This window comes from Moorena sp. SIOASIH (genome assembly GCF_010671925.1).
In the GTDB taxonomy this organism is placed as follows: domain Bacteria; phylum Cyanobacteriota; class Cyanobacteriia; order Cyanobacteriales; family Coleofasciculaceae; genus Moorena.
In genome coordinates this window covers 1,469,152-1,491,897 of sequence record NZ_JAAHIH010000001.1, presented here as the reverse complement: position 1 = coordinate 1,491,897, position 22,746 = coordinate 1,469,152, and the positions used below count along the sequence as shown (strand labels likewise).

Annotated in this window: 16 protein-coding genes; 8 read left to right on the top strand and 8 right to left on the bottom strand. The window is 43.9% G+C overall.

Features of this window, described 5'->3' with window-relative positions:
• Positions 1–70: 70 nt before the first annotated feature.
• The 3 genes from F6J90_RS06495 to F6J90_RS06485 form a co-directional block, all read right to left on the bottom strand.
• Positions 71–3,358 carry a patatin-like protein gene (locus F6J90_RS06495; protein WP_293091634.1) on the bottom strand — a complete coding sequence of 1,096 codons (3,288 nt, stop codon included), beginning with the start codon at positions 3,356–3,358 and terminating at the stop codon, positions 71–73.
• Positions 3,359–3,478: 120 nt separating this feature from the next.
• On the bottom strand, positions 3,479–4,933 hold the full coding sequence (gene murD / locus F6J90_RS06490; RefSeq protein WP_293091633.1) for a UDP-N-acetylmuramoyl-L-alanine--D-glutamate ligase: 1,455 nt from the start codon (positions 4,931–4,933) through the stop codon (positions 3,479–3,481).
• 228 nt (positions 4,934–5,161) lie between these two features.
• The gene (locus F6J90_RS06485) at positions 5,162–5,788 is read right to left on the bottom strand and encodes a Uma2 family endonuclease (RefSeq protein ID WP_293091632.1); all 627 of its coding nucleotides are present in this window, start codon (positions 5,786–5,788) and stop codon (positions 5,162–5,164) included.
• A 524-nt stretch (positions 5,789–6,312) separates the two neighbouring features.
• On the opposite strand from F6J90_RS06485, the gene F6J90_RS06480 reads away from it, so the two are divergent.
• The 6 genes from F6J90_RS06480 to F6J90_RS06455 all read left to right on the top strand — a co-directional run bounded on the left by F6J90_RS06480 (position 6,313) and on the right by F6J90_RS06455 (position 14,347).
• On the top strand, positions 6,313–7,692 hold the full coding sequence (locus F6J90_RS06480) for a transposase (protein ID WP_293091631.1): 1,380 nt from the start codon (positions 6,313–6,315) through the stop codon (positions 7,690–7,692).
• Between the two features lie 335 nt (positions 7,693–8,027).
• Complete coding sequence (locus F6J90_RS06475; protein WP_293091630.1) at positions 8,028–8,504, top strand: nucleoside deaminase; 477 nt, start codon at positions 8,028–8,030, stop codon at positions 8,502–8,504.
• 153 nt (positions 8,505–8,657) lie between these two features.
• Entirely contained in the window at positions 8,658–11,198 is a 2,541-nt protein-coding gene (lon, locus tag F6J90_RS06470; protein ID WP_293091629.1) for an endopeptidase La, read from the top strand.
• Between the two features lie 132 nt (positions 11,199–11,330).
• Positions 11,331–11,501, top strand: coding sequence for a hypothetical protein (locus F6J90_RS06465; protein ID WP_293091628.1), 171 nt, complete (start codon positions 11,331–11,333; stop codon positions 11,499–11,501).
• A 488-nt stretch (positions 11,502–11,989) separates the two neighbouring features.
• Positions 11,990–12,442 carry a cupin domain-containing protein gene (locus F6J90_RS06460; RefSeq protein WP_293091627.1) on the top strand — a complete coding sequence of 151 codons (453 nt, stop codon included), beginning with the start codon at positions 11,990–11,992 and terminating at the stop codon, positions 12,440–12,442.
• Between the two features lie 414 nt (positions 12,443–12,856).
• Positions 12,857–14,347, top strand: a complete 1,491-nt coding sequence (locus F6J90_RS06455) for an SLC13 family permease (protein ID WP_293091626.1) — start codon at positions 12,857–12,859, stop codon at positions 14,345–14,347.
• Between the two features lie 7 nt (positions 14,348–14,354).
• Here F6J90_RS06455 and F6J90_RS06450 read toward each other — a convergent pair whose 3' ends face one another.
• On the bottom strand, positions 14,355–14,567 hold the full coding sequence (locus F6J90_RS06450; protein WP_293091625.1) for a hypothetical protein: 213 nt from the start codon (positions 14,565–14,567) through the stop codon (positions 14,355–14,357).
• 12 nt (positions 14,568–14,579) lie between these two features.
• On the opposite strand from F6J90_RS06450, the gene F6J90_RS06445 reads away from it, so the two are divergent.
• Positions 14,580–16,298, top strand: coding sequence for a CocE/NonD family hydrolase (locus F6J90_RS06445; RefSeq protein ID WP_293091624.1), 1,719 nt, complete (start codon positions 14,580–14,582; stop codon positions 16,296–16,298).
• On the opposite strand, the gene bioF is transcribed toward F6J90_RS06445, so the two are convergent.
• Together bioF and F6J90_RS06435 are read right to left on the bottom strand one after the other, a co-directional pair.
• Positions 16,225–17,400 carry an 8-amino-7-oxononanoate synthase gene (gene bioF, locus F6J90_RS06440; RefSeq protein WP_293091857.1) on the bottom strand — a complete coding sequence of 392 codons (1,176 nt, stop codon included), beginning with the start codon at positions 17,398–17,400 and terminating at the stop codon, positions 16,225–16,227. The genes F6J90_RS06445 and bioF overlap by 74 nt on opposite strands.
• Positions 17,401–17,654: 254 nt before the next feature.
• Positions 17,655–18,077 (bottom strand): hypothetical protein, encoded by a 423-nt coding sequence (locus F6J90_RS06435; RefSeq protein WP_293091623.1) that lies wholly within the window; start codon positions 18,075–18,077, stop codon positions 17,655–17,657.
• A gap of 1,144 nt (positions 18,078–19,221) precedes the next feature.
• On the opposite strand from F6J90_RS06435, the gene F6J90_RS06430 reads away from it, so the two are divergent.
• Positions 19,222–20,103, top strand: a complete 882-nt coding sequence (locus F6J90_RS06430; protein ID WP_293091622.1) for a DUF928 domain-containing protein — start codon at positions 19,222–19,224, stop codon at positions 20,101–20,103.
• Positions 20,104–20,223: 120 nt separating this feature from the next.
• Here the strand turns inward: F6J90_RS06430 and F6J90_RS06425 are convergent, their stop codons facing one another.
• On the bottom strand, positions 20,224–21,300 hold the full coding sequence (locus F6J90_RS06425) for an RNA-guided endonuclease TnpB family protein (protein WP_293091621.1): 1,077 nt from the start codon (positions 21,298–21,300) through the stop codon (positions 20,224–20,226).
• A gap of 253 nt (positions 21,301–21,553) precedes the next feature.
• Complete coding sequence (locus tag F6J90_RS06420) at positions 21,554–22,621, bottom strand: LOG family protein (RefSeq protein ID WP_293091620.1); 1,068 nt, start codon at positions 22,619–22,621, stop codon at positions 21,554–21,556.
• Positions 22,622–22,746: the final 125 nt, after the last annotated feature.

The following is a 22,746-nucleotide window of genomic DNA, read 5'->3' as shown; positions in this document are numbered from 1 at the left end:
TTCTCATTAGTCTTAATACAATACCGATGATACTGGACTTGAGGTATCTTTCAGCCTTAATACTTGATAATTAATCCTTGATAATTAATCGTTCTTTTATAGCTTTCCAAGGATTTCCTAAAAGCCAAGACAACACCCCAGTCAGAAATGCGATCGCAAACCATACCCATGAGCGATATATGATAATAACCACAGACAGGACAGCAATCAGCAACAAGGCTACTTGCACTACCAGGGAAATCAACTTCTGGCGACTACCATCACCCTTTTTAATCCCTGATGATTGGGTAATCTGTTGCCACCAATAAAATAGTTGTAAGGATTGATTGAAGACTTGATAGATCAAACTACTACCGAAGCCTGGGGTGCGATCGCCTAATACAGTGATCAGCATATCTCGCACAATCAGGGCAGCTCGGGTAGCCAGATTGGTTAGGATAGTAGTGGGAATATCATTTGACAATGTCTCTGAACCCACCTGGTAATGGTTGAGAAAGAACTTTTCTTTACCCTGGGGTAACGAGTCAATGCTTTTCCTAGCTAATTCCTGAGCTGCTAGTAGACTAATGGTTTCACTAAAACTACCCTCAACTAGACTATACTGGGGTATTGTGGTTTGACTTGTGGTTAGACTATCGTTAGCAGCAGCAGGTTGAACTCGCTGGTTACTCCACTCTAGTTGTTCATAAATTTCATCTTCAATCACATTCTGTAGGTCAGTTCTGAGAATATCACGATGTCCTTCTAGCACTAAATCATCCAGTATTGTTTTAATATCAGCTTCAGAAAGATCTGGATTAGGAATCGCCAGCTTACGTAGATGACCTTTAATTTTATCCTGGTGATCAGCGGTAGCGTTAGGGAAAGACTCTTGAATTAAAAAATCTAAGTACTGTTCTTTAAACTGTTCAAATTCTTCTCCCGTTTCAGGAATGTTATATTCTTGAGCTTGTCGTTTCAAAAACTTAGGAAACTTAGCAATCGCCTCAGGAGTAAGTAAAGCTTCCACGATCCGGTTTAATCCGTCTAAGCGCCCCCACATAATATCATTAGAACGCCAAGACTTCTTAAAGAAACCGCCAAAAGCATTTAAGGTATTTCCCGCCAGTTTACTATCTAACTTTTGCCCTTTACCAAAACCCAGCTGAGCATCATCTGGACTAATCCGAATCGTCTCAATCAGGTCTTTTTCCTCAATTTCAGATAGATACTCAAAGGGATACAGAACTTTATCCAGTTCTCGAAATCGTTTAAAACGAGTCAAGAGTTCTTCAGACTGATTTAGCCCACTTAGTTCAATAAATTTCTCTGAGGCTTCCTCTATCTTACACAAAACCGAAGAGTATTGGTTACTATTATTTTCCGTATCGTTATCTTTGAATTTTTCAGCAAGCCAGATTTTTTGAAGTTGATTGGTTTCTTGGTCTACTTGATTAATTTTTTGCTTAAATTGTTCAAAAATGCTGGCAATTAGCGGCTGGGGCAACCAGTCAATGGTGCTTTTTACAACTGTCTGGGTTTCAGAGTTAGCGGCTAATTGTTCTGCTTCTTCTGGTAATTTTTGCAATAAATAGGCTGGGACTTTCTCTAAATAGGATTGCTGATAGTTTTGTGGTACAAATTCTGCTAGCCCCTCAGCATCGAGCAAGAAACGGTATAACCGAATTAGACGGTTGTAAATCTCACTACGCAGATTATCCGTAGACTCCGAACTGTGATTAGTTTGAAAGGATGATATCAGGTCATAGAAGGATTGACTAACCTGGGGATGATTCAACAGCTTAGTTAATGCCATCTTAAGGACTTCTAGGAGTTTAATATGACGACCTAGCCTTAAGGCTAGGGATTGGAGCGTTTTATACTCTGATAATGATTGCTCCTGATTCATCAACTGACAAACTTTTTTAACGATATAGAAGTGCTTTCTTAAGGCATATTCGATATCGAGATTGCTAATCTGTTGACTAGGGTCTTGGAGAATAATGTCGTTATTTTTCCGTTTTTCCGGTTCAGTAATGTGTTGGGTCAGTAGCTTAGCTATTTTATCTAAAAGGACTTGGTTGTTTAAGGTTTCTTGGTAAGATTTGGTGCTACTGACTTGAGACATTCTCAAGACTAGAGGTAATGTGCGATCGCGTAAGCTAATCATACGACTACGCCAATAAATTCCCGTCTCAACTGGGAGCGTTGTCTGTTGGGAGTTGTCAGCCTTAGCAAATAAGGGAGATTCCGCATCGGCTAGCAGAGAATGGTAGCGCTGGATTTTCTGGTTACGGTCTTTGATTAACCCCAAATCATTACTAATACTTTCATAGGTCGGCATTCCTAACAACGACTCCTGGATTACCTCCCAGACATCAGGCTTTGGCATCTGATTAAACTTTTGGCTGCCAGCAAAATTATCTGGACTGGGATCGATATAAAATAACTTGCGCTCAACTGGATAATAGTCGGCACGATAATACATTTCTTTGATGGTGTAACTGAAAGGCCGATTATCTAGCACCCCTCCATCCACAAAGTGCAATTGATACCCACCCGTTGGAGGGGTTTCCGGTAACTTTCGATTCTTAAGGATTCCCCATTCTACTAACTTGGCATCGACCTGATTGCTAGGATTATCTAACTCAACGGTAACCACAGGGAAGGCAACTGGAAAACACGATGTAATACGACACAGTTTTGCCAGAGCTTGATAGGTGTCTTGGACAGTTGAATTGTTTGGGTTAAAATTGGGATTAAAGGGCTCTTTGCGACCTTGACGGTGCTTGAGATGAAAGATAGTGCGGTGGTCTTTAAGATCAATCACCCGTCCGGTATCATCAAAAACGGTATCAACCCGTCCTACAACATCAGTTCCTGTCACAAATAAATCTAATTCATTAAAGGAAGATACCCACTCGTCGGAGGGTGCTTTTTTCTTATTACTCTGCCCTTGCTCAAAGGCTTTAGCTAGTGCATCTTGATAGTAGCCCTTGCCATCTAAAATAGATTCCCCATCATTTTTACCTTGACTAAGGCTAGGTTGATGCATGAGCTTGCGGATGTTGCCATTTTCCCGCCAAATTTGGGAAAAGTTTTCAAAATCGATTACTTCATCCTGACTACTATTGGTCAAAGCGTAGCTAAGCAGAACCCCATTAATTCCTCCCGCTGACGTGCCTGAGAGAATATCAACAATAATATCAGAATCGGTGAGAGCTTTAACTAGTTTATAGATACCTCGACCGCGAACAGCATTATAAAATTCGCGGCAAACACCGTTCATATAAATGGCTAGAGAGACTCCACCATAAACTACTAGTCCTAAGCGCAGTTCTCTGCTAAATTCTGGCTTGCGAAAGTTTTGGCTAGACATAACATGACTCTCCAATTATGGACGTTACCCTGAGTTACTGGCTAAATATAGCAATCCGTGTAGGAATTGTGATAATTTTTGATGCCATATTCCCTACTCCCGTTCCCCTCCTGGGAGGGGTTAGGGGTGGGTTCCTGTTCCCTGTTCCCTGTTCCCTGTTCCCTTTGCTATAGTACTGAACTGCTGCTGACACAACCTGCGGAAATCATCCCCGCGATGTTCAAAGCTTTGGTATTGGTCAAAGCTAGCACAGGCAGGAGAAAGCAGGACAACACTAGAATTATACTGTTGAGCGAGTTCTGCTGCTCTTGGTACCGCTTTCGCCATAGTTTCCACAATTTCGTAACTGGAATAGCTAGCTTCCTTAAGGCGTGCCGCAAAAGCAGGTGCAGCTTCACCAATGAGTAAGACAACCGCTGCTTTGAGTTTAATGGTCTCAATCCAACTGGTATCATCACCAGCTTTGGCTTCACCACCAGCAATTAGAATAGTGGGTGCAGCTACTGAGGCTAAACCGACTTGAGCTGCATCATAGTTGGTGGCTTTACTATCATTGATGAAGTCTATCCCCTGCCAGGTAATCACCTTTTCTAGGCGATGGGGCACACCAGGAAACTTGGCAATGGCGGATGCGATCGCATTTTTCTCAATTCCTGCCAATCGTGCTGTTGCCACTGCCATTAATAAATTTTGTCGATTGTGATCTCCAACCATCTGTAAGGATTTCACTGGCAAGATCGGTTCTGAGTCTGCTATCACCCAGTCATCTTGGATGTAAGCCCAAGGTTTAAAATTCCTGTCCCCCTGACCACCTGTGATACTGATCCAATAGGCATCGGGCCAATAGTCTACTCCCAAATTCCCCAGGTAAGGGTCATCCCCATTTATAACTTGTAACTGGGACCGACGCAGTAAAGACGCCTTGATGTCATAATAGTTTTCCAGGGTTTTGTGGCGGCTGAGGTGGTCAGGGGTCAAGGTTGTCAAGACACCAATACGAGGGGCAAGGTCTTTAGAAGATTCGATTTGGTAACTACTGATTTCCCCTATTACCCAATCGATTGGGGGTGTTTCCTGGGGTTTGCCCGTGATTTCTGGTGCTAGCAGGAGTTCGCAAGCGGCATAACCAATGTTACCGCAGGCGGGGGCATGGAAACCAGCTTCTTGAAAAATAGCAGCAATCAGGGAGGTGGTAGTAGTTTTGCCGTTAGTACCAGTAACAGCTACCCATGGGGATTGGAGATAACGCCAAGCTAGTTCTATTTCCCCTATGGTTTCAATGCCTTGGGTCCTGGCAGCAACTAAGACTGGTATATCCCAGGGAACACCGGGACTAACTACAATCAGCTGGGGTAAGTCTGAAGGCTCTAGGGTTAGGGAATAACCCAGTTTAAGGTTAATTCCGTCTCTGGCAAGTTGTTGTTGTTGGTGTTGCCAGTCTTCTGGGGTATAACGTGCAGCGATGCGTTCAGGGCTAGCAGCATCGCTGAGAGTGACATCCCAACCTTCTTTTCTTAGGAGTCTTGCGGCTGCAAGACCTGACCGTCCTAATCCAATAACATCAGCCTTAGGCATACTTTGATTGGTAGTGCATCTGATGGTTTGCCGTTTATAACTATAGCAGTTATAGCGGTTTTCAATTGGGTAAGTTACTTACGCCCTTGGAATTTTAGGGAGTAGGGAGTAGGGAGTAGGGAGTAGGGGGAATAAATTTGACTTTACCTTATAAGTATGAGCAACGGTATAATTCTTTATTACTTGACATTAATAATACTTAAATATTATCCAAAAATATCGAATGTTTTAAAAATAGTTCCTTGCCCAATCTCGCACTGCTCGCCGAATTGCCCGCCTACCATCAGCCCGATGGCGCTCAATTAAACTAGGAAGCTCTTGAATCGGTAACTCAGGAAAAACCCTACTCTTTGCTTGTTCTACATACTCACCCTCTTGCAGTAAGTAAATTGTTAGTTTGCCAGAATCATAGCACCAGATTTCTGGGACTCCTAAGCGAGCATAGATTGGCAAACGAGGCAGTGATTTACTAGTTATATCAATTTCTAGAGCGAGATCTGGGGGGGGATCTTGGTTGAGATCTAAGTCCAACCTGCCTCGAATCGCCGCTTCATTTTGGATATAAAAACAATTATCTGCTTCTACCCCAGCTAAGCTACTCTCTCGCCGCCAGGTTGTTGACCCTAAACTTTCGTAGTCGAAATCTAGTTCATCTGCCAGCTCTTTAACTAGGTCACCAATCACCTCTTTATAATATTCATGTTCAGCTAAAGGAGTCATAATCTCAAGGGTACCATAATCATAGGCTAAACGAGCAGATCGATGGTCACCTAAATCCAGCAGCAGATTTTCAAACTGTTCCCAGGAAATGTTATGTAAAACCACCCGATCTGCCCTCGGTTTCGTCACTACCATTAGTTTGGTCTCCGAAGCTAATAATAGGTCATTTTTTTATTATAGAATTACTCTCTATAGCAGTTATCAATTGGGGAAGTTACAAAGTGCTGATAACTGCTAAGCATCCTCTTTCTCAAGCTGAGAAAAAAATTTTTTGACAGGGATTGTGGATAATGGGATGTTCCTTTGGAACCGCTTCGCGAACGCAATCGGAACCACCAGCTTCTTGAGAAGAACTTCGGTATTGAATTGTAAACACTCAATTATATCAAATATCAACAGATGCTGGGTTTAGCACCCCAAAAACTCCAGCAGCTTGAAGCCTGAGGGGAAGATGGGGATTTGAGCTTGCCATATGAGCCGATAAATCTTAATATAAGTTAATGTAATGCAATATTTATCAATATATTAACTATGGCTACCAAGAAATCCGGGAATGTGAGAGCCCCTTCTTTCGCGCGTAGGGGATGAAACAGACGCGGCGGGTTTCAACCCGCCGTATCCATTCAAGTTATAATAATAAGTAAGGAGGTGATAAAAATATGTACAGAACAATTCCAATCAAAGGGACATTCACGGACGAAGAAAATGCTTTTTGGTTATTTCAGTGCGAACAGGCCAATAGTTTGTGGAATTGTGCCACCTATTACTCCAAGCAAAAACATTATAGTTGGTTGGAGCAGCAACCAGAAGCATTGACAACTTACTGGCGCGGAGACGATCTAAGGTACGGATGGAAAACGTACAAGTGCGCTGTGAAGTATGCTGAGCTATGTAAAAGCTTTAAAGAAAACCCTCATTACAAGGCTATGGCGGCTCAATCAGCGCAACAAACCCTCAAAACTGTAGCCGAGTCAATTGCTAGCTATAACCAATTAGTCGGCCTTTACTATAAAGGTCAGGTAGATAGACCAAAGCTGATCAGGTATCGCCAAAAAGGGGGTCTAGCTGCTGTTACCTTTCCTCGCCAGGCACTTACTTACAAAAAAGGTTTATTTTATCCGTCCATTAGCAAAGAAAGTAAGCCAGAATTAATTACTGAAATCACCTTAGAACCACCAGGATTCATAGATCCAGACTGGGTAAAAGAGGTAACCATTCGCCCATATCTAGGACAGCTCTGGATCGATTGGGTTATTGATAATGGAAAGCAACCAGTAGAACAAAATTCTAATTTGGATTATTCTCAAGCTTGGAGCTTTGATCATGGTGGAGATAATTGGCTGACCGGAGTTTCAACTCATGGGAAAAGCCTAATTATTGATGGCAAAAAGCTCAAATCTCTGAATCAGGGTTATGCCCGGTTGGTTGCTAAGTACAAAGCAGGGAAGCCTGAGTTTTATTGGGATGCGAACCTGGATAGGGTTCAAAGAAAACGCAATAACCAGATGCGTGATGGAATCAACAAGGCTGCCCGTTTTATTATCAATCGGTGTTTGAGTGATCGTATTGGAAATCTAATTATTGGGTGGAATGAACGACAAAAAAATTCAATAAATATGGGGCGACGGGGAAATCAAAACTTCGTCGTAATTCCCACTAAAAGACTGATTGAGCGATTAAAGCAACTAGCCTGCGAATATGGAATAAAACTAACAGTTACCGAAGAAGCGTACACCAGTAAAGCGTCTTACCTAGATGACGACAGCCTCCCAAAACATGGTGAAAAACCCCAAGGATGGACACCGTCAGGAAAACGGGTAAAGCGTGGAATGTACAAAACTTCTTTTGGTGACCTGGTAAATGCGGATTGCAATGGTGCCGCCAATATCGCCAGGAAAGTAGCCACACAGTTAGGTCTCGACCTTACCAAGGTGGGTAGAGGGAGCTTGACACTCCCACATCGATATGATCTTTTTGGATCTCTGTCTAGATCATATCGAACAAGATGTGGAGCGGCACGGTTTCAACCTGCCGCGTAACAACCTTGTAGAATCCCCCGTGTTTCAACCGGGGGAGATGTCAATTCAGAAGAACAACGCAAACAGAAAATTATGGAGCACCTCCAGAAAACTACGGAACTGCCTCAGCAGCAGCCTTCCTGATCAGAGGCTAGGAAGCAGAAAATTATGGAGCACATCAAATTGACACGAGGTTAAGACAAAGCCCTAGATATTCCGTAGGGTGGGTTAGGCGCGGCCAGGATTTGAGGGATTACCAATCAGTCGTTGAAAGCGCCGTAACCCACCTTCTTCAAATTGCGCACCTGACGACTGAGCTATCATGGCGAAGCGAGAATTCTAAACCATGGAAATTCATGACACAGCCCAAAAGTCGGTTTATGAACGAGGCCATTGCTCTATCTGTGATCAGCGTTAGGTCTGGAAAGGGAGGTCCGTTTGGAGCAGTGGTTGTCAAGGATGGAGAGATTATTGCCAAAGCTCATAATCAAGTCACCTCCACGAATGATCCTACGGCACATGCTGAAATTGTAGCTATCCGTGATGCCTGCAAGGTCTTACAGACTTTTCAACTGACCGGTTGCGAACTCTATACTAGCTGTGAGCCATGCCCGATGTGCCTCGGGGCGATCTACTGGGCTAGGCTGGACAAGGTTTACTATGCCAATACTAAAGCTGATGCCGCTCAAATTGGATTTGATGACCAGTTCATTTACGAGGAATTGGACTTGCCGATAAGCGATCGCAAACTTCCAATAATTCAATTGATGCGAGATGAAGCCTTAAGAGCTTTCCAAGAATGGCAAGACAAAACCGATAAGGTAGAGTATTAATCATACGGTTTAGCCTCCAGACATACAAAAAATACCATAAAATTGAAATATAGGCCAAAGTGAGTTGTTGAGATTGCTTACCTGCTCGCTGCAACCAAAATATCCCGGAGATGGCGAAAGGTAGAACGTGAATCGATGGGAGAGGAAGGTTTTATGGATATCACTGCTAGCGTATTTTCCAGGCAAGAGAAACAGCTGGAAACCAGCTTACTACTTCCCTTGCGCAATATTGTATTACTCCCAGGGATTACGCTACCAATCGTAGCAGGTAGGCGTCGTTCTGTGGCAGTCGCTGAGTCAACCATGATCACTGAGCACAAGCAGCTAATTGTGGCTGCGATTCGCCCAGAAGCCCAGGGGCGACTGGAGGAAGACGAAAAAGCTGAAATTAATAGCCTCGAGGAGATCTATCCGGTTGCTACCCTGGCTGTGGTCAAAAAAATGAGCAGGCTACCCATCGGACCAGTCCAACTGATCATTGAAGGTCTTGAGCGAGTCCGAATTGAGCAATTAATTCAGACCGAACCCACCTACACTGTTAACTATCAACTCCTGCCTCAAGTTACTACAGAAACAGCGATCGCAGCAGGAACAGAACAACAGACCCTAGCAGCCCTAACTAGTGCGATTCAATCCCTGTGGCAAGAGGCTGCAATGTTAAATTCCAACTTCCCTGAAGAACTTCTAGCAGTCTTATTGCATAGCGATGATCCAGCCCAGTTGGCTTACCAGACCTCCATCTTGTTACAGCAGGATGTTCACGAAATGCAGGCAGTGTTAGAGGAGGAAAACCTGGAGATGCTCTTGCGTCAAATGCTGGCGGATTTGAAGCAGGAGGTAGAAGTCCAGCGCCTGCGTAAAGAAATTCTGGGAGAGACCAAAAAGGAAATTGAGGGGCAGCAGCGGGAATTCTTCCTGCGCCAGCAACTGAAGCAAATTCAAGAGGAATTAGGTGAGCTCGATCCCGATAGTCAGGAAATTGAGGAATTGCGGGCTCGGATCAAGGAAGGCCAATTACCGGAAACTGCCCAAAAGCAAGCGAAACGAGAATTAGCTCGCTTAGAACGTATTGGGAATGCCTCGGCAGAAGGTGGGGTGATTCGCACTTACCTGGACTGGCTGTTGGAGATGCCTTGGAACAAGACGGTACAGGACAACCTGGATCTGCAACATGCTAGGGAAGTCCTTGATGCCGATCACCATGGCCTGACCAAAATTAAAGAACGTATTATCGAACACCTAGCTACCTTCAAGCTCAAACAAATGGCTCGGACTCAGCAGGATCTCGAAACAAGGGATGCTGAACAGCCACAGAAACCAGATCAGCGCTACACCATCGGTACAGTAATTTGTTTTGCTGGTCCTCCGGGGGTAGGTAAAACCAGTCTAGGTCGCTCGATTGCTCATGCTTTGGGTCGTCCCTTCGAGCGAGTCAGCCTGGGTGGGTTACGGGATGAGGCAGAGTTAAGGGGTCACCGTCGCACCTATATCGGTGCTATGCCAGGTCGGATCATACAGGCGCTATATCGAGCTGGGGTGAAGAACCCAGTGATTATGCTAGATGAGTTGGATAAGGTGGGTATGGACTATCGTGGTGACCCTGCCTCTGTATTACTAGAAATCCTTGATCCACAGCAAAACCATAGTTTCCGAGACCTATACTTGGATTTGGACTTCGATCTGTCCCAGATTATCTTCATTGGTACCGCTAATGACCTATCTCGTGTTCCCCCTCCACTAATAGATCGGCTGGAAATTATTGAATTATCCGGGTATTCCGAACAGGAGAAAATTGCGATCGCTCAGAAATACCTATTGCCTCGACAGATCGAAAAGGCAGGACTGCCAGCTAATGCTGTGGAACTACCCACAGAAACCCTACGCCAGGTGATTGAAAACTACACCCGTGAGGCAGGAGTACGTAAACTAGAGCAACAACTAGGGACTCTGTGCCGCAAAGTTGCTGTTCAGTATGCCAATGGTAAAACTGAGCCAATGGCAATCGATCCGGAACAGTTGGAAGCGTCACTCGGACCAAGGCGCTTTCTGCTCGAACAGATCCGCAAAACTACACAACCTGGAGTAGCGACAGGTCTGGCTTGGACTCTCCAAGGAGGAGAAGTCCTCTTTGTTGAGGCTGTCTTCTTACCCCAGGGTAAAGACTTGATGCTCACCGGTCAGCTTGGGGAAGTAATGCAGGAGTCGGCTCAGATTGCTCGCTCCTATGTCTGGTCTCATGCTGCATCTGTGGGAATTGACTTGAGTGCATTTAAAGATAATGGCTTACACCTCCATGTGCCAGCCGGTGCAATTCCCAAAGATGGACCCTCTGCAGGGGTAACTATGGTAACAGCGATCGCATCCCTGTTGATGAATCAATCGGTACGCACGGATACTGCCATGACGGGAGAAATTAACCTCAGTGGTGAAGTACTCCCCATTGGTGGAGTGCGAGAAAAGGTGTTAGCAGCGCACCGGACTGGCATCAAAAGAGTGCTGTTACCGCAACAGAATCAGAAAGACCTAGTTGACGTGCCCGACGATGTGCGTAACCAAATCGAGTTTATTTTATGCGATCGCATTGAACAAGTGTTGGAGAATGCCCTACTTCACCAACAGGAAGTCAAATCTCAGCAAGATTCAGAGGATGGTCATCACAAGATAAGTAAACTGTTTCAGATGTTTAGTATTTGAATTAAAGCGATCGCTTGCTCCAAGTATCGAACGATTCACGGCTCTACAAGAACAACTAGCGCGCGCAACCGGTTTCCACTAATGCCGCTGTGGAAAGATGAGACCGAATCTTGGATTATCTGATTCGACGCCATGGAAAACCCTAAAAATAATCAGGTAAAAGGTAATTTTGTCAACCCCCTACCGATTAAGTATTTATATCAAGTTCGGTTGAATACCCATAATAAAAGTGTGGGGAGGGTGGGGAGATGGGGAGATGGGGAGATGGGGGAGTTTTTATTAAGGGTAATTATCCTGACATGATATTACCCATATTTATTCAGTACCTAGAGAAAAATCAAGATTGCTGGTTAAGGTGGAGTATAGGCTGTGGGGTGTAGGATAATTCAAGGGGTATTTCATATTTCTTTACAAACTGTCCCAGATTAAGTCAATCCCCCCAAAAAAAATGTGGAGTATAGGCTGTGGGGTTTAGGGAAATTCCAGGGCTATTTCATATTTCTTTACAAACTATACCGAATTAAGTCAATCGCCCCAAAAAATTTAGATAATCTTAAATTTAAGAGCTAGGGATTGGTAGATAAAGTAAACTACAGCTATTCAAAGACTATGCTGCCACTATCTTACTAGATGATTGACTAACATTACTCACTACAAGTTACCATTTACAATTCTAACCAATGCTTGGCTTTGAGTTGGTCAAATATTTTCCGACAACTCTCAAAGCATTTAACTAATTAAGTTATCAATTAAATTCTCAACAGTCAACCCTCAACAGTAATAACTAAACCATGGATAATCGTTGCATGATTCCCGTAGTTATGTCTCCCAAAGACTACCAAGCTTATCGTATTAGTCCCCAGGATAAAAATCGCTTAGCCATTGTCTTCGATCCAGACAGTGCTAATGCTTCAATAACATTTTGTGTAGAGATTTTTGAGCCAGGAGGAAAGACTCCGCTCCATTATCATCAAATTGGAGTAGAAATGTTCTATATCCTCAAGGGTCAAGGCTTAGCTAGCTGTGATGGCAAAATCGTTCAGCTGCGGACTGGAGATACTTTATTAGTTCCGCCTACAGGAATTCATGAAATTAGAAATACTGGCACTGAGCGCTTGTATACCCTGTGCTGGATGGTGCCTAATGAGGACTTTGCTGAACTAGTTCGCAGTGGTACACCTGTTGAATTCGATCAAGAGGATTTGAGAGTGCTTGGGCGTCAAGATATGTTGGTAGCTTGTTGAATAATGTAATAGCTGGATATCTGGGACTGTTAATCACTTGACAGCAATCAGCTATCAGCTATCAGCAATCAGCTATCAGCTATCAGAATATGATTAGATGGGCTTTTGCCCAGACTTTCAATTATCATTAATTTCGAACTATTAGGCGCGCACCTATATCGAATTTAATTCTTAATGGGTCAAGCGCACCTTTAAATTCTCTCCTTAGAGGTTTATTTTAGCATGATAGCTGACAGCTGTTCGCGTAGCGTGAGCTAAAAGCTCACGGCTGACAGCTGTTCGCGTAGCGTGCGCGTAGCGCATATGCTTACAACAGGACTTACGGAAAACTGGACTCCAAACGTGGTGATAGTGTAGGGTTCGTTAATAAAGCACCTTACTACTAGAAGTAGAGTTACTGCGTAAGTCCTATTGATGAAAAAAAGCTTTTACCTAGGAGTTAGTATTTTTACCTTATGCTGGCTCCTTTCATTTTTTCCAGCATTACTCCCTGAAAATTTACCACCAACTGCTGTGAGAATGCTAGGAGCAACGCTTCTCATGGCAATTTTTTGGATTGCTGAAACTATCCCGATTGCCGCCACCTCGATTATTCCCTTGGGTTTATTTCCATTTTTAGGAATTATTTCTGCTGAAGAGGTTGCTTCCGCCTATGCTTCTGATGTAGTATTGTTATTGATGGCAGTTTTTTTTATTGCTAAAGCGGTTGAAAAATATAACCTACATCAGCGGATTGCTTTCCAGATTATTAGCATTGTTGGTACCCAACCGACCAGGTTAATTTTGGGGTTTATGCTAGCAACAGCAGTATTGTCGATGTGGATATCGAATACAGCTATAACCTTGATGATGCTGCCAATCGCTATTTCTATTATCGAAGAAACGGCTCTTGCCAATCCCAATATTGATGTAGGTAAAACTCTGGGAACTTCCCTAATGCTGGGAATTGCCTACGCCGCTAATATTGGTGGAATTGGAACTCCGATCGGGACTCCACCTAACCTGATATTTCTGGCACAATTAAAAGAAAACTTTCCAGACAATACCGCCATTACATTTTATCAATGGATGATGGTGGGAGTGCCAGCTGTTTTGATATTTATCTTTTTAACTTGGATATATTTAACTAAAATTACAGTCAAGCTTGATAATAACAGTTTATCGTCATACTATTTTAATATTCCAGACAAAGAAGTCCAGAAACTGGGTAAAATGTCTCAGGGAGAAAAATCCGTTGCTATTTTATTTGGGTTAACAGTATTGTTGTGGATTTTTATGGGAGATATCACCATCGGTTCCTTTACATTAACTGGTTGGGCAAGCTATCTGGGGGTGGCTAACTTTGTTCATGATTCCAGTGTGGCTGCCCTAATTGCTGTGATCATGTTTATACTTCCTGTGAAAACAGAGACGGGGGATAAAATCAACCTCCTAGACTGGGAAACCGCTGTAAAAATTCCTTGGGGAATATTGCTGCTATTTGGTGGTGGAATTGCAATTTCTAAAGGGTTTGCTGCGTCAGGATTGTCTCAATTCCTAGGGGATAATTTACAAATCGGATTGCAGGGAATTTCAACGGTTTTAATGGTAGTTTGCATCTGTGTATTTATGACATTTTTAACAGAAGTGACCTCGAATACAGCAACCACAGCTCTGATCATGCCTATCTTAGCTACTGCTGCACCGATTATAAATGTCTCACCTGCTTTGTTGATGTGGCCCGCCGCAATTTCTGCTTCCTTCGCCTTTATGCTGCCAGTCGCAACTCCTCCCAATGCAATAGTTTACTCTCAGGAATATTTTCCAATTTCTACCATGGTTAAGGTAGGATTAGTTTTAAATATAGTAGGGGTGATTCTAGTAAGTTTGTTGATGAATTTTGTAGCTATCCCTATGTTGGGATGACTAGAAGTTACAGGTGGCAGGTTGGAAGGTTGAAGGTTGAAGGTTGGAAGGTTGAAGGTTGGAAGGTTGAAGGTTGGAAGGTTGAAGGTTGGAAGGTTGAAGGTTGGAAGGTTGAAGGTTGGAAGGTTGAAGGTTGGAAGGTTGAAGGTTTGTTAGAGGTGACAGCTTGTTCGCGTAGCGTGGCCTTTTGGCCAAGGTTGGAAGGTTGAAGGTAAAACAAGAAACGGCATCAATGGTAACACGGGATGGAGTACGGCTGGATGCGGATATCTACCGTCCCGATAGTGCTGGTGAGTTTCCGGTCTTGCTGATGCGGCAACCCTATGGAAGAGCGATCGCATCTACGGTAGTCTATGCTCATCCCACTTGGTATGCTGCCCAGGGTTACATTGTGGTGATTCAAGATGTCAGGGGGAGGGGCACTTCAGACGGTAAGTTTGATTTGTTTGCCCACGAAGTCGAAGATGGCTTTGATAGTGTTAACTGGGCAGCAAGTTTACCCGGTAGCACTGGGGATGTGGGCATGTACGGCTTTTCCTATCAGGGGATGACTCAACTGTATGCTGCTGCCACCTATCCCACGGCCCTGAAAACTATCTGTCCAGCGATGATTGGCTATGATTTATATAGCGATTGGGCCTATGAAGGAGGGGCGTTTTGTTTACAAGCTAATCTGGGTTGGGCGATACAATTAGCAACAGAAACGGCACGATTGCGGAAAGATGAGCAAGCCTATCAACTGCTGTATGCAGCATCTCGGAATTTACCCCTGTATGACCCAATTCCTGCTTGTCCTCAAATTCTCCAAGACTTAGCACCAGACTCCTTTTATCACGACTGGTTAGACCATCCTCACCCAGATGAATACTGGGAAAAACTATCTCCCAAGGGAATGATGCAGGATGTAGACATGCCAATGTTACACATTGGCGGATGGTTTGACCCATTTTTGCGAGGGACACTTAATTTATATAAGGATATGGCATCTGATGGCTGTTCGCCCCAGCATCTGCTCATTGGACCTTGGGCGCACCTGCCTTGGGGGCGTAAAGTGGGAGCAGTGGATTATGGTACCCAGGCAAATAGTCCCGTTGATGGCTTGCAAGTGCGTTGGTTTGACCAGTTCCTCAAGGGAATTGATACCAACGTGGTTGAGCAACCGCCTGTTTGTCTATTTGAGATGGGAACTAATCGGTGGCGTTATTTTGATAGTTGGCCTGATGGCAATCAGAAATCTTATTATCTGGTAACTTCCGGTTTAGCCAGTGTCAGGGAAGATTCTGGAAAATTAGTTCCAGAAGAGTCTCAAGAAATGCAACAGCTATCGGAGACAGAGGGAGTATCCCAAATCCAGCATACCTGTGATGTATCCTGTGATCTATTAGTTCATGACCCTTGGCGTCCAGTTCCAGCAATGGGGGGTCATGCAGCTATGCCAGTCGGTTCATGCGATCGCACTGCCATAGATTGTCGCACAGATGTTTTAACCTACACCTCTGAACCCTTAGCAGAAAATTTACATTTGGTAGGGGATGTGCTGGTAGAGGTGTTTTGCACCGCTGATACTCCCAGTTTTGATATCTGTGCAGTGTTGTCGGAAGTCCATCCCGATGGCAGGGTTTACAATATCACTCAGGGATATGGGCGGGTGAATCCTGGGGACAATACTAATCCGTGGCGTATTAGATTGCAGGCAACTTGTGTGCGTATTGCTAAAGGGAATCAGTTGCGCTTGAGCTTAAGCGGGGCTTGTTTTCCCGCTTATCCAGTGAATTCCGGCACTGGGGCTTTCCCTGGTGAAAGTCGATTGATGGATGCTCAGATTATTACTTTGATGGTGAGTTGTGGAGAGGATTATCCAACTCGTGTTTTATTACCTATTTTGAACTCTCACAGGTCTCCAAAGCAGCAACTAACTGCTGGAAATGATCCAGTGTATGAGTTGCCATAACTGAGATCCGAATCCGACTCGTAGGCACTGTCGGAGGACGAATAGCAGGGGCAAAGATACCAGCCGCTTTCAAGGTTTCGCCAACAGCAAGAGCCTCAGTAGCACTGTTTATGGAAATGCACAGGATAGGCGACTCAGAAGGCAAACATTTGAGATTAGGCAGCTGCTTAGTAATTAACTGTTTGAGAGTCTCTACATTATTCCTCAGTTGAGCGCACCGTTCTGGTTCTTGTTGGACAATTTGGATTGCTGCCAATGCTGCTGCTGTATCTGCTGGAGATAAAGCAGTGGTGTAAATCCAGCTAGGAGAACGATTTCGGAGGAAATCAATTAAAACTGCTGAACCAGCCACATACCCTCCCAAACTCCCCAAAGCTTTACTGAGGGTGCCAACTTGAATAATCGTTTCTCCAGTACAGCCAAAATGTTCTACACACCCAGCCCCTGTAGCGCCCAAAACTCCCGTAGCATGGGCTTCATCCACCAGGAGCATACAATTAAATTGGTTTGCCAACCCTAATAGCTCAGGCAAGGGGCATAAATCACCATCCATGCTAAAGACACTATCAGTAACAATTAAGCAGCGACGGTATTGTTGTCGGTATTGAACCAGTTGACCCTGCAAAGAAGCCATATTGCAGTGCTCATAATCGATTACCTGGGCACCGCTCAAAATTGCCCCATTTTTTAGGCTGGAGTGGTTGTATTGATCCCCTAGGATTAAATCCCGTTTCCCTACTAAAGCCGCAATCGTACCTATATTTGCTAAATACCCAGAGCTATAGACTATCGCATCTTCAGTTTGTTTGAGAGATGCGATCGCATTTTCCAAATGTCTATGCAGTTCCCGGTGTCCAGTGAGTAATCTCGAACCAGTGCTACCAGTACCATAGTCCTTAGTAGCAGTAACTGCGGCTTCGATTAAAGGAGGAGAGCCCGCCAGTCCCAGATAGTCATTACTAGCAAAGTTAATCACCTCTCGCCCTTCCAGTTGCACCACAGCACCAGGCATACTTTGTAGAGTTTGTACTGAACGATACCAATTGGCTTTCTCAATCGTGGCCAGGGATAGCTTTAGCCAAGCATAAGGGTCAGTAGACATTAGACCTCTTGCATAAGTCTGATCAACCTTGGTGAAGACAAGGCAAAAGGCAAAAGCGATGCAGCGCGGTCTTGGGGAGGCAGCGCGGTCTTGGGGGTCTCCCCCATGAGCGACTGCCGTGGTTTCCCCCATGAGCGACTGCATCAAGACGGCAAAAGGCAAAAGGGATAGATTTTGATTTCATATTTATTTTTGCAAGAGGTCTATTAGACATTGTATTGGGGATGAGACTTGGGCTTGGTGCAGGTTGAATCTTAATCATCTTTTTTCGCCTTCACCCCAACTAACTCTGAATTACCATCCAAAGAACCGTATAGGATATTTCCCCTCTTGTTGTCTTGTTTATAGAAAACTAGTCGTTGCTCCAGTCGTTGCAGCTGCCTTTGAGCTGCTTGTGGATTCTTCGAGTAATACTTCTTCAGATCAATCTTAAAGTAGCGATTAATCTCTGACCATGGGATATCCCAAAGTTGGTCACCACAAAGTACCTCCAATTCCCATCCTTCAATATCAGTGTCCTTGATATCTAGCTCAACTTCCCTGGGTTCAACCTCAATCAGCTTGCACTTCTCCATTTTGTTAGGGGAGCAGCTACTGAGTAATGTTACTCCCACACTGAGCAACAAGACGATGATAAACAGTTTTTGATAAAAAAAAGATTTTTGGTAAATTTTCATGTCCGCCACCAAACTTCACGATCCTAATAGTATTCACTCATTTATCTAGCAAAGGTAACAGGGAGTAGGGAGTAGGGAGTAGGGATTAGGGAGCGGTGCGACCCGTGGCGAATTTAATTCTTAATAGGTCAAGCGCACCGTAGGTAATATGGTATCAAAAATTATCACAATTGATTTAGGATGCCTATCCCCAACTAAATTATAGATTGGAGCTGGGGATGAATTACCGGAACTGTTAACTATCTATATCTATCAAAATGCAGTTGACACAATCATAATTTTCTGCTAATAAATAGTCGAAATTCACAAGCTATAATAGCTAAGTAAGTCCTGAAAATGAAACATTTTTAAATTCTGGATTCGTCAATTACTAGATTGTAGATCAAACTAAGGTTCTTCGGTACTTGTTATGCTAAATAAACAGTCTGGCAAAGGGACTTCGGAGTACGGACTTCGGAGCAGGGACTTCGGAGCAGGGACTTCGGAGCAGGGAATAGTGGAAAAAGGCCGTATTCAGAAAATTTTGTGAGTTGAATAGCAGAATTTTCCTGTCTTGATTATTGCCCGAGTGGTTTCCCCCACTCGCGATTGGGATCAAGACAAGGCTCCCCTCTCCTTACGGTAATTCAAAGGAAACCTGCGTCCGCACCGCTGTTTCCCCCGTGGGAAACCCCTTTGGCCCCACTGCCTCCCCTGTTCCGAAGCTGGATCGCTTGTAAAGTAAGCTTTATGAGTTTTTTAACTGGAACTTTCGCATAAAAGGTACTGAAGACCCCAAACTAGATATAGAAAATAATCACTGGTCAGTAGTAAAAATTAGATATAGCACTACCTATTAAGGTGTTTGACATTGATACAACCTGAAAAAGGTGCGACCCGTGGCGAATTTAATAATTAGATGCGGAAAGCGCACCTGCGCTTTTGTAGTAAACTTTTGCCTCTTGCCAATGCCATTGCCCGTAGCGCTATACACTCAATTGAGTGATCATGAGGCATGCAAAGAGGCGGTGCGACCCGTGGCGAATTGAATTCGACGACTGTAAGCGCACCGGGAATCGAAAAAACTAGGGATAAAAACTAACAACTGACCAATCACCTGACCAATCACAAGGAAACATTCCTTAAAAATTACTCTTTATGAATCATGAGCAAGATAAAACTACCGTTAGCACCGCCAATCTTAGGACTGACATTAGCAATTGTCAGCTTTAGTAGCAGTATTGCCTTGCCAGGAATTTCAACAGCAAATCCTAGTAATTCCCGGTTGGACTCAGATCAACGTTCCCCAAAAGCAGAAGTGGCTCAAAACCACCTAGACCAAGAGCGAATTACTTCAAGAACTCTACAGCCATTAGCGATCAGTCTAGCTTGGATGCCACCAAATGTACCGGAACGAGGCGTACCCGGTAAACGAAAAGCAGCGGCAACCCGTGGTGGGCCTCGATGTCCAAAAGTCGAGCCACCTTTGACTGCCTTGGTCCCTGCTACTCCCAGCATGGCCAGTGAGGGTCAAATGCGAACAGAATCGGTTTTCGGCTTAACCGTTGTTTCTCATCCCACCTTCTGGTTTTATGTTCCATATGCCCTGACACCGGACTTGCCTTTGGAGTTTGTGCTACAAGATGAAAACCATAACGAAATCTACTGGACTAAATTTGTGGCCTCATCCTCCTCACCAAGTGTAGTAGGCATCGAACTTCCATCAACAGTCGCCTCCCTTGAGGTTGGTAAACAGTATCGTTGGTACTTTGTGGCTAAATGTGAGCGACTGGGGTCTCCTGTAGTGACAGGCTGGGTAAAACGGATGTCACTCAACCCATCCCTGAAAAATCAGTTAGACCAAGCGACATTAGAACAGAAAGCGATTATCTATGCCAGATCAGGGATCTGGTATGATACCCTTAATGCTCTAGCTAAGCTACGTCAGCAAAATTCTAACAATGACCTGCTGATGAAGGATTGGGTGAAATTATTGCAGTCTGTTGACTTAGATGCGATAGCCCTTGCACCCCTTCTGGAATTTTAAGATCCAGTAGCTGCTCTGAGAAACTGATATAACTCGGTAGAAACCGTGTTAAAGTTCCCTTCCTGCTTCCTCCAGATTATCTGGGTTTCATAGGGTGTCGGCACTTCCTATTCCACAGGCTTAAACCGAGAAGCCCTCGGCATAACGTTCTAAATTAAGGCTTGCGTTCAGATCACGATCAGCGGTGTAATCGCAAGCCTCACAATTAAAAACTCGTTCTTTGAGTGGCATTTCTTGAACATGACCACAGCTTGAACAGGTTTTAGTGGATGGATAGAACCTATCCGCAAAAACCAGTTGGCAGCCGTACCACTCCGACTTATATTCGACCTGGCGACGAATTTCATAAAGAGCGGCATCGGCTATAGCACCTGCTAATTTGTGGTTTTTCAACAGACCGGAAACATTCAAATTTTCTAACCCAATGACTGCGTGGTTCTTGCAAAGCCAAGAGGTTAATTTATGGATTGCATCTTTCCGGATGTTAGCGATGGGATGAACTTTCGCTAATTTCAGCTGAGTCTTATTTCTGTTGTTAGAACCTATCTGTCTTCTAGATAGTTCTCTTTGAAGTCGGGCTAGTTTATTTTGAGCTTGCTTGTATGCTCTGGGATTATGAAATACAGTCCCATCCGAACAGGTAGCTAAAACTTTAACTCCCACATCAACACCCAGATATTCTCTAGACTTTGGGGTAGATTCCGACTCAAATTCGTAGGCTACAGAGATATACCAAGAATTAGCTACTCGACTGATTGTGACTCGCTTAGTCTGGATTTCGGGTAGAGGTTCATAGGTACTAACCCATCCAATAAAGGGGAGTTTTAATCGAGTTCCTGAAAACTCCATGACCTTCCCACAATTATCTAGGGTGAAGCTATCATTTCTACCTTTTTTCTTGAACTTAGGGTGTTGAGCAATCCCTTGAAAAAATCGACTAAATGCTTCTCCTAAGTGCAGGAAAGCAAATTGGTAAACCCTAGAACTTAATGTGGACTGCCAGGTATACTGAGGCTTCACATGATGAGTATAGAACTTTTTCAACTTATTGGCTGAAGGTTTGAGTCCAGCTAATGCGGCTTCCTTCCACAGGTTTAAAGCCCAGTTCCAGACCCACCTAGAATACCCAGCGTGTTGAGCCATCAAGGTTTTTTGTTTGTTATTGAGTTTTAACTTGGTCTTGAAGGCTCGTTGCATAAGTCGGGATGATTGATTTTCCCATCGGGCTAGTGTGCTGACGTTAACGCCTAGATACTCAGCAGCTTTTGGTTGGTTTGAGGTGCAATGTCACCTAGCTACAGTTAACAACATACTGATAGTATCGTGTTGTACCTTAAATCGTCAACTCAGTTATTACTCTAATTCCATTACCAGCACTCGATTGGGTCATTTACCGGTATTGGCATTGGTCGAGCCTCCTGTGTATTTTAAGGATGCAAGCATCCAAGCCTTATTTCAGTTCCGGATGAGTTGCACTTTCTGGAGAAACACCCATGTGATTAATAGTAGCGAGTAGCTGGTAGAGACGGCTAATATCTCGTCGATTGAAGTGGAAAACCAGACGGGGGAGTTCAGCAGTTTCATCAGGTAGTTCTTCTGGTAAAACCTGACTTTTCTCAATCCGTCCCTGAACCAAGATATCGCTAAAATCCTGATTTAGTTGTTCAAGCTCAGCATCTGACAACTCAGATTTGAGGCGAATGACGAATTGATCTCTGACATAGCGGCTAGAGTGATAAACCCGGTAAAACCGATTAATTGTTTCGTAAGCCACATCTAAGTTATCTGTGATGGTATAGAGACTGGAATCCTCTGGCCTGATCAAACCCCGTTGCATGAGGTGCTTTTGAATATAAGCATCCCAATCTTTCCAGTAGGTGCCACCAGGTTTATCAATCAGTACTAAAGGAGTTGGTTCTAATCGTCCTGTTTGACAAAGGGTTAAAGACTCAAAGGCTTCATCCTGAGTACCAAAGCCACCAGGAAATAAGGTAAGCGCATCAGTTTCCTTGATAAAAAATAGCTTGCGAGTGAAAAAATACTTGAACTCAATCAGCTTGGGATCCCCTGCGATAAACGAATTTGCTCCGTTCTCAAACGGTAGTTGAATATTCAGACCAAACGAATGCTTAGAGCCAGCACCTTTGTTTCCTGCCTCCATAATGCCACCACCAGCACCAGTCATTACCATAAATCCCTGCTGGGTTAAATGATGGGCAAATTCAGCTGCCAGCTGATATTCAGGAGTATTTGGCGCAAGGCGTGAGGAACCGAAAATGGTAACTTTCCGGACATGACGATAGGGATAAAAAACTTGAAATGCCCGGTCCATATCTTCTAGAGAAGCGGTTATTATTTTCCAGTCCAGACGGTCAATTTCTTCCTCAGTTAGTCGCACTAGCACTGCTAGAGACCGTTTGATCCATTGACGATTTTCCAGATTAGGTAGCTGGTCAATCAGTGTTACTAAATCGGCTGACAGTGACTTGAAGCCATCCACAGAAGGAGATAGAGTCATATCGTATCCATTTGACTACTTATCATTGAAGGTTTTTCGTTAATTGAAAATTGAAACTTAAAAATTGTAAATAGTAAAGTATCAATTAACAATTAACAATTAAGGATTTTACTGAATACGAAGTG

What these genes read in the sequence shown, in the direction of transcription:
- F6J90_RS06495 (WP_293091634.1), bottom strand. Translation starts at nt 3,358, where the DNA reads ATGTCTAGCCAAAACTTTCGCAAGCCAGAATTTAGCAGAGAACTGCGC.
- F6J90_RS06475 (WP_293091630.1), top strand. Translation starts at nt 8,028, where the DNA reads ATGACACAGCCCAAAAGTCGGTTTATGAACGAGGCCATTGCTCTATCT.
- F6J90_RS06430 (WP_293091622.1), top strand. Translation starts at nt 19,222, where the DNA reads ATGAGCAAGATAAAACTACCGTTAGCACCGCCAATCTTAGGACTGACA.
- murD (WP_293091633.1), bottom strand. Translation starts at nt 4,933, where the DNA reads ATGCCTAAGGCTGATGTTATTGGATTAGGACGGTCAGGTCTTGCAGCC.
- lon (WP_293091629.1), top strand. Translation starts at nt 8,658, where the DNA reads ATGGATATCACTGCTAGCGTATTTTCCAGGCAAGAGAAACAGCTGGAA.
- F6J90_RS06485 (WP_293091632.1), bottom strand. Translation starts at nt 5,788, where the DNA reads ATGGTAGTGACGAAACCGAGGGCAGATCGGGTGGTTTTACATAACATT.
- F6J90_RS06465 (WP_293091628.1), top strand. Translation starts at nt 11,331, where the DNA reads ATGGAAAACCCTAAAAATAATCAGGTAAAAGGTAATTTTGTCAACCCC.
- F6J90_RS06435 (WP_293091623.1), bottom strand. Translation starts at nt 18,077, where the DNA reads ATGAAAATTTACCAAAAATCTTTTTTTTATCAAAAACTGTTTATCATC.
- F6J90_RS06455 (WP_293091626.1), top strand. Translation starts at nt 12,857, where the DNA reads ATGAAAAAAAGCTTTTACCTAGGAGTTAGTATTTTTACCTTATGCTGG.
- F6J90_RS06460 (WP_293091627.1), top strand. Translation starts at nt 11,990, where the DNA reads ATGGATAATCGTTGCATGATTCCCGTAGTTATGTCTCCCAAAGACTAC.
- F6J90_RS06420 (WP_293091620.1), bottom strand. Translation starts at nt 22,621, where the DNA reads ATGACTCTATCTCCTTCTGTGGATGGCTTCAAGTCACTGTCAGCCGAT.
- F6J90_RS06425 (WP_293091621.1), bottom strand. Translation starts at nt 21,300, where the DNA reads ATGCAACGAGCCTTCAAGACCAAGTTAAAACTCAATAACAAACAAAAA.
- F6J90_RS06445 (WP_293091624.1), top strand. Translation starts at nt 14,580, where the DNA reads ATGGTAACACGGGATGGAGTACGGCTGGATGCGGATATCTACCGTCCC.
- bioF (WP_293091857.1), bottom strand. Translation starts at nt 17,400, where the DNA reads ATGTCTACTGACCCTTATGCTTGGCTAAAGCTATCCCTGGCCACGATT.
- F6J90_RS06480 (WP_293091631.1), top strand. Translation starts at nt 6,313, where the DNA reads ATGTACAGAACAATTCCAATCAAAGGGACATTCACGGACGAAGAAAAT.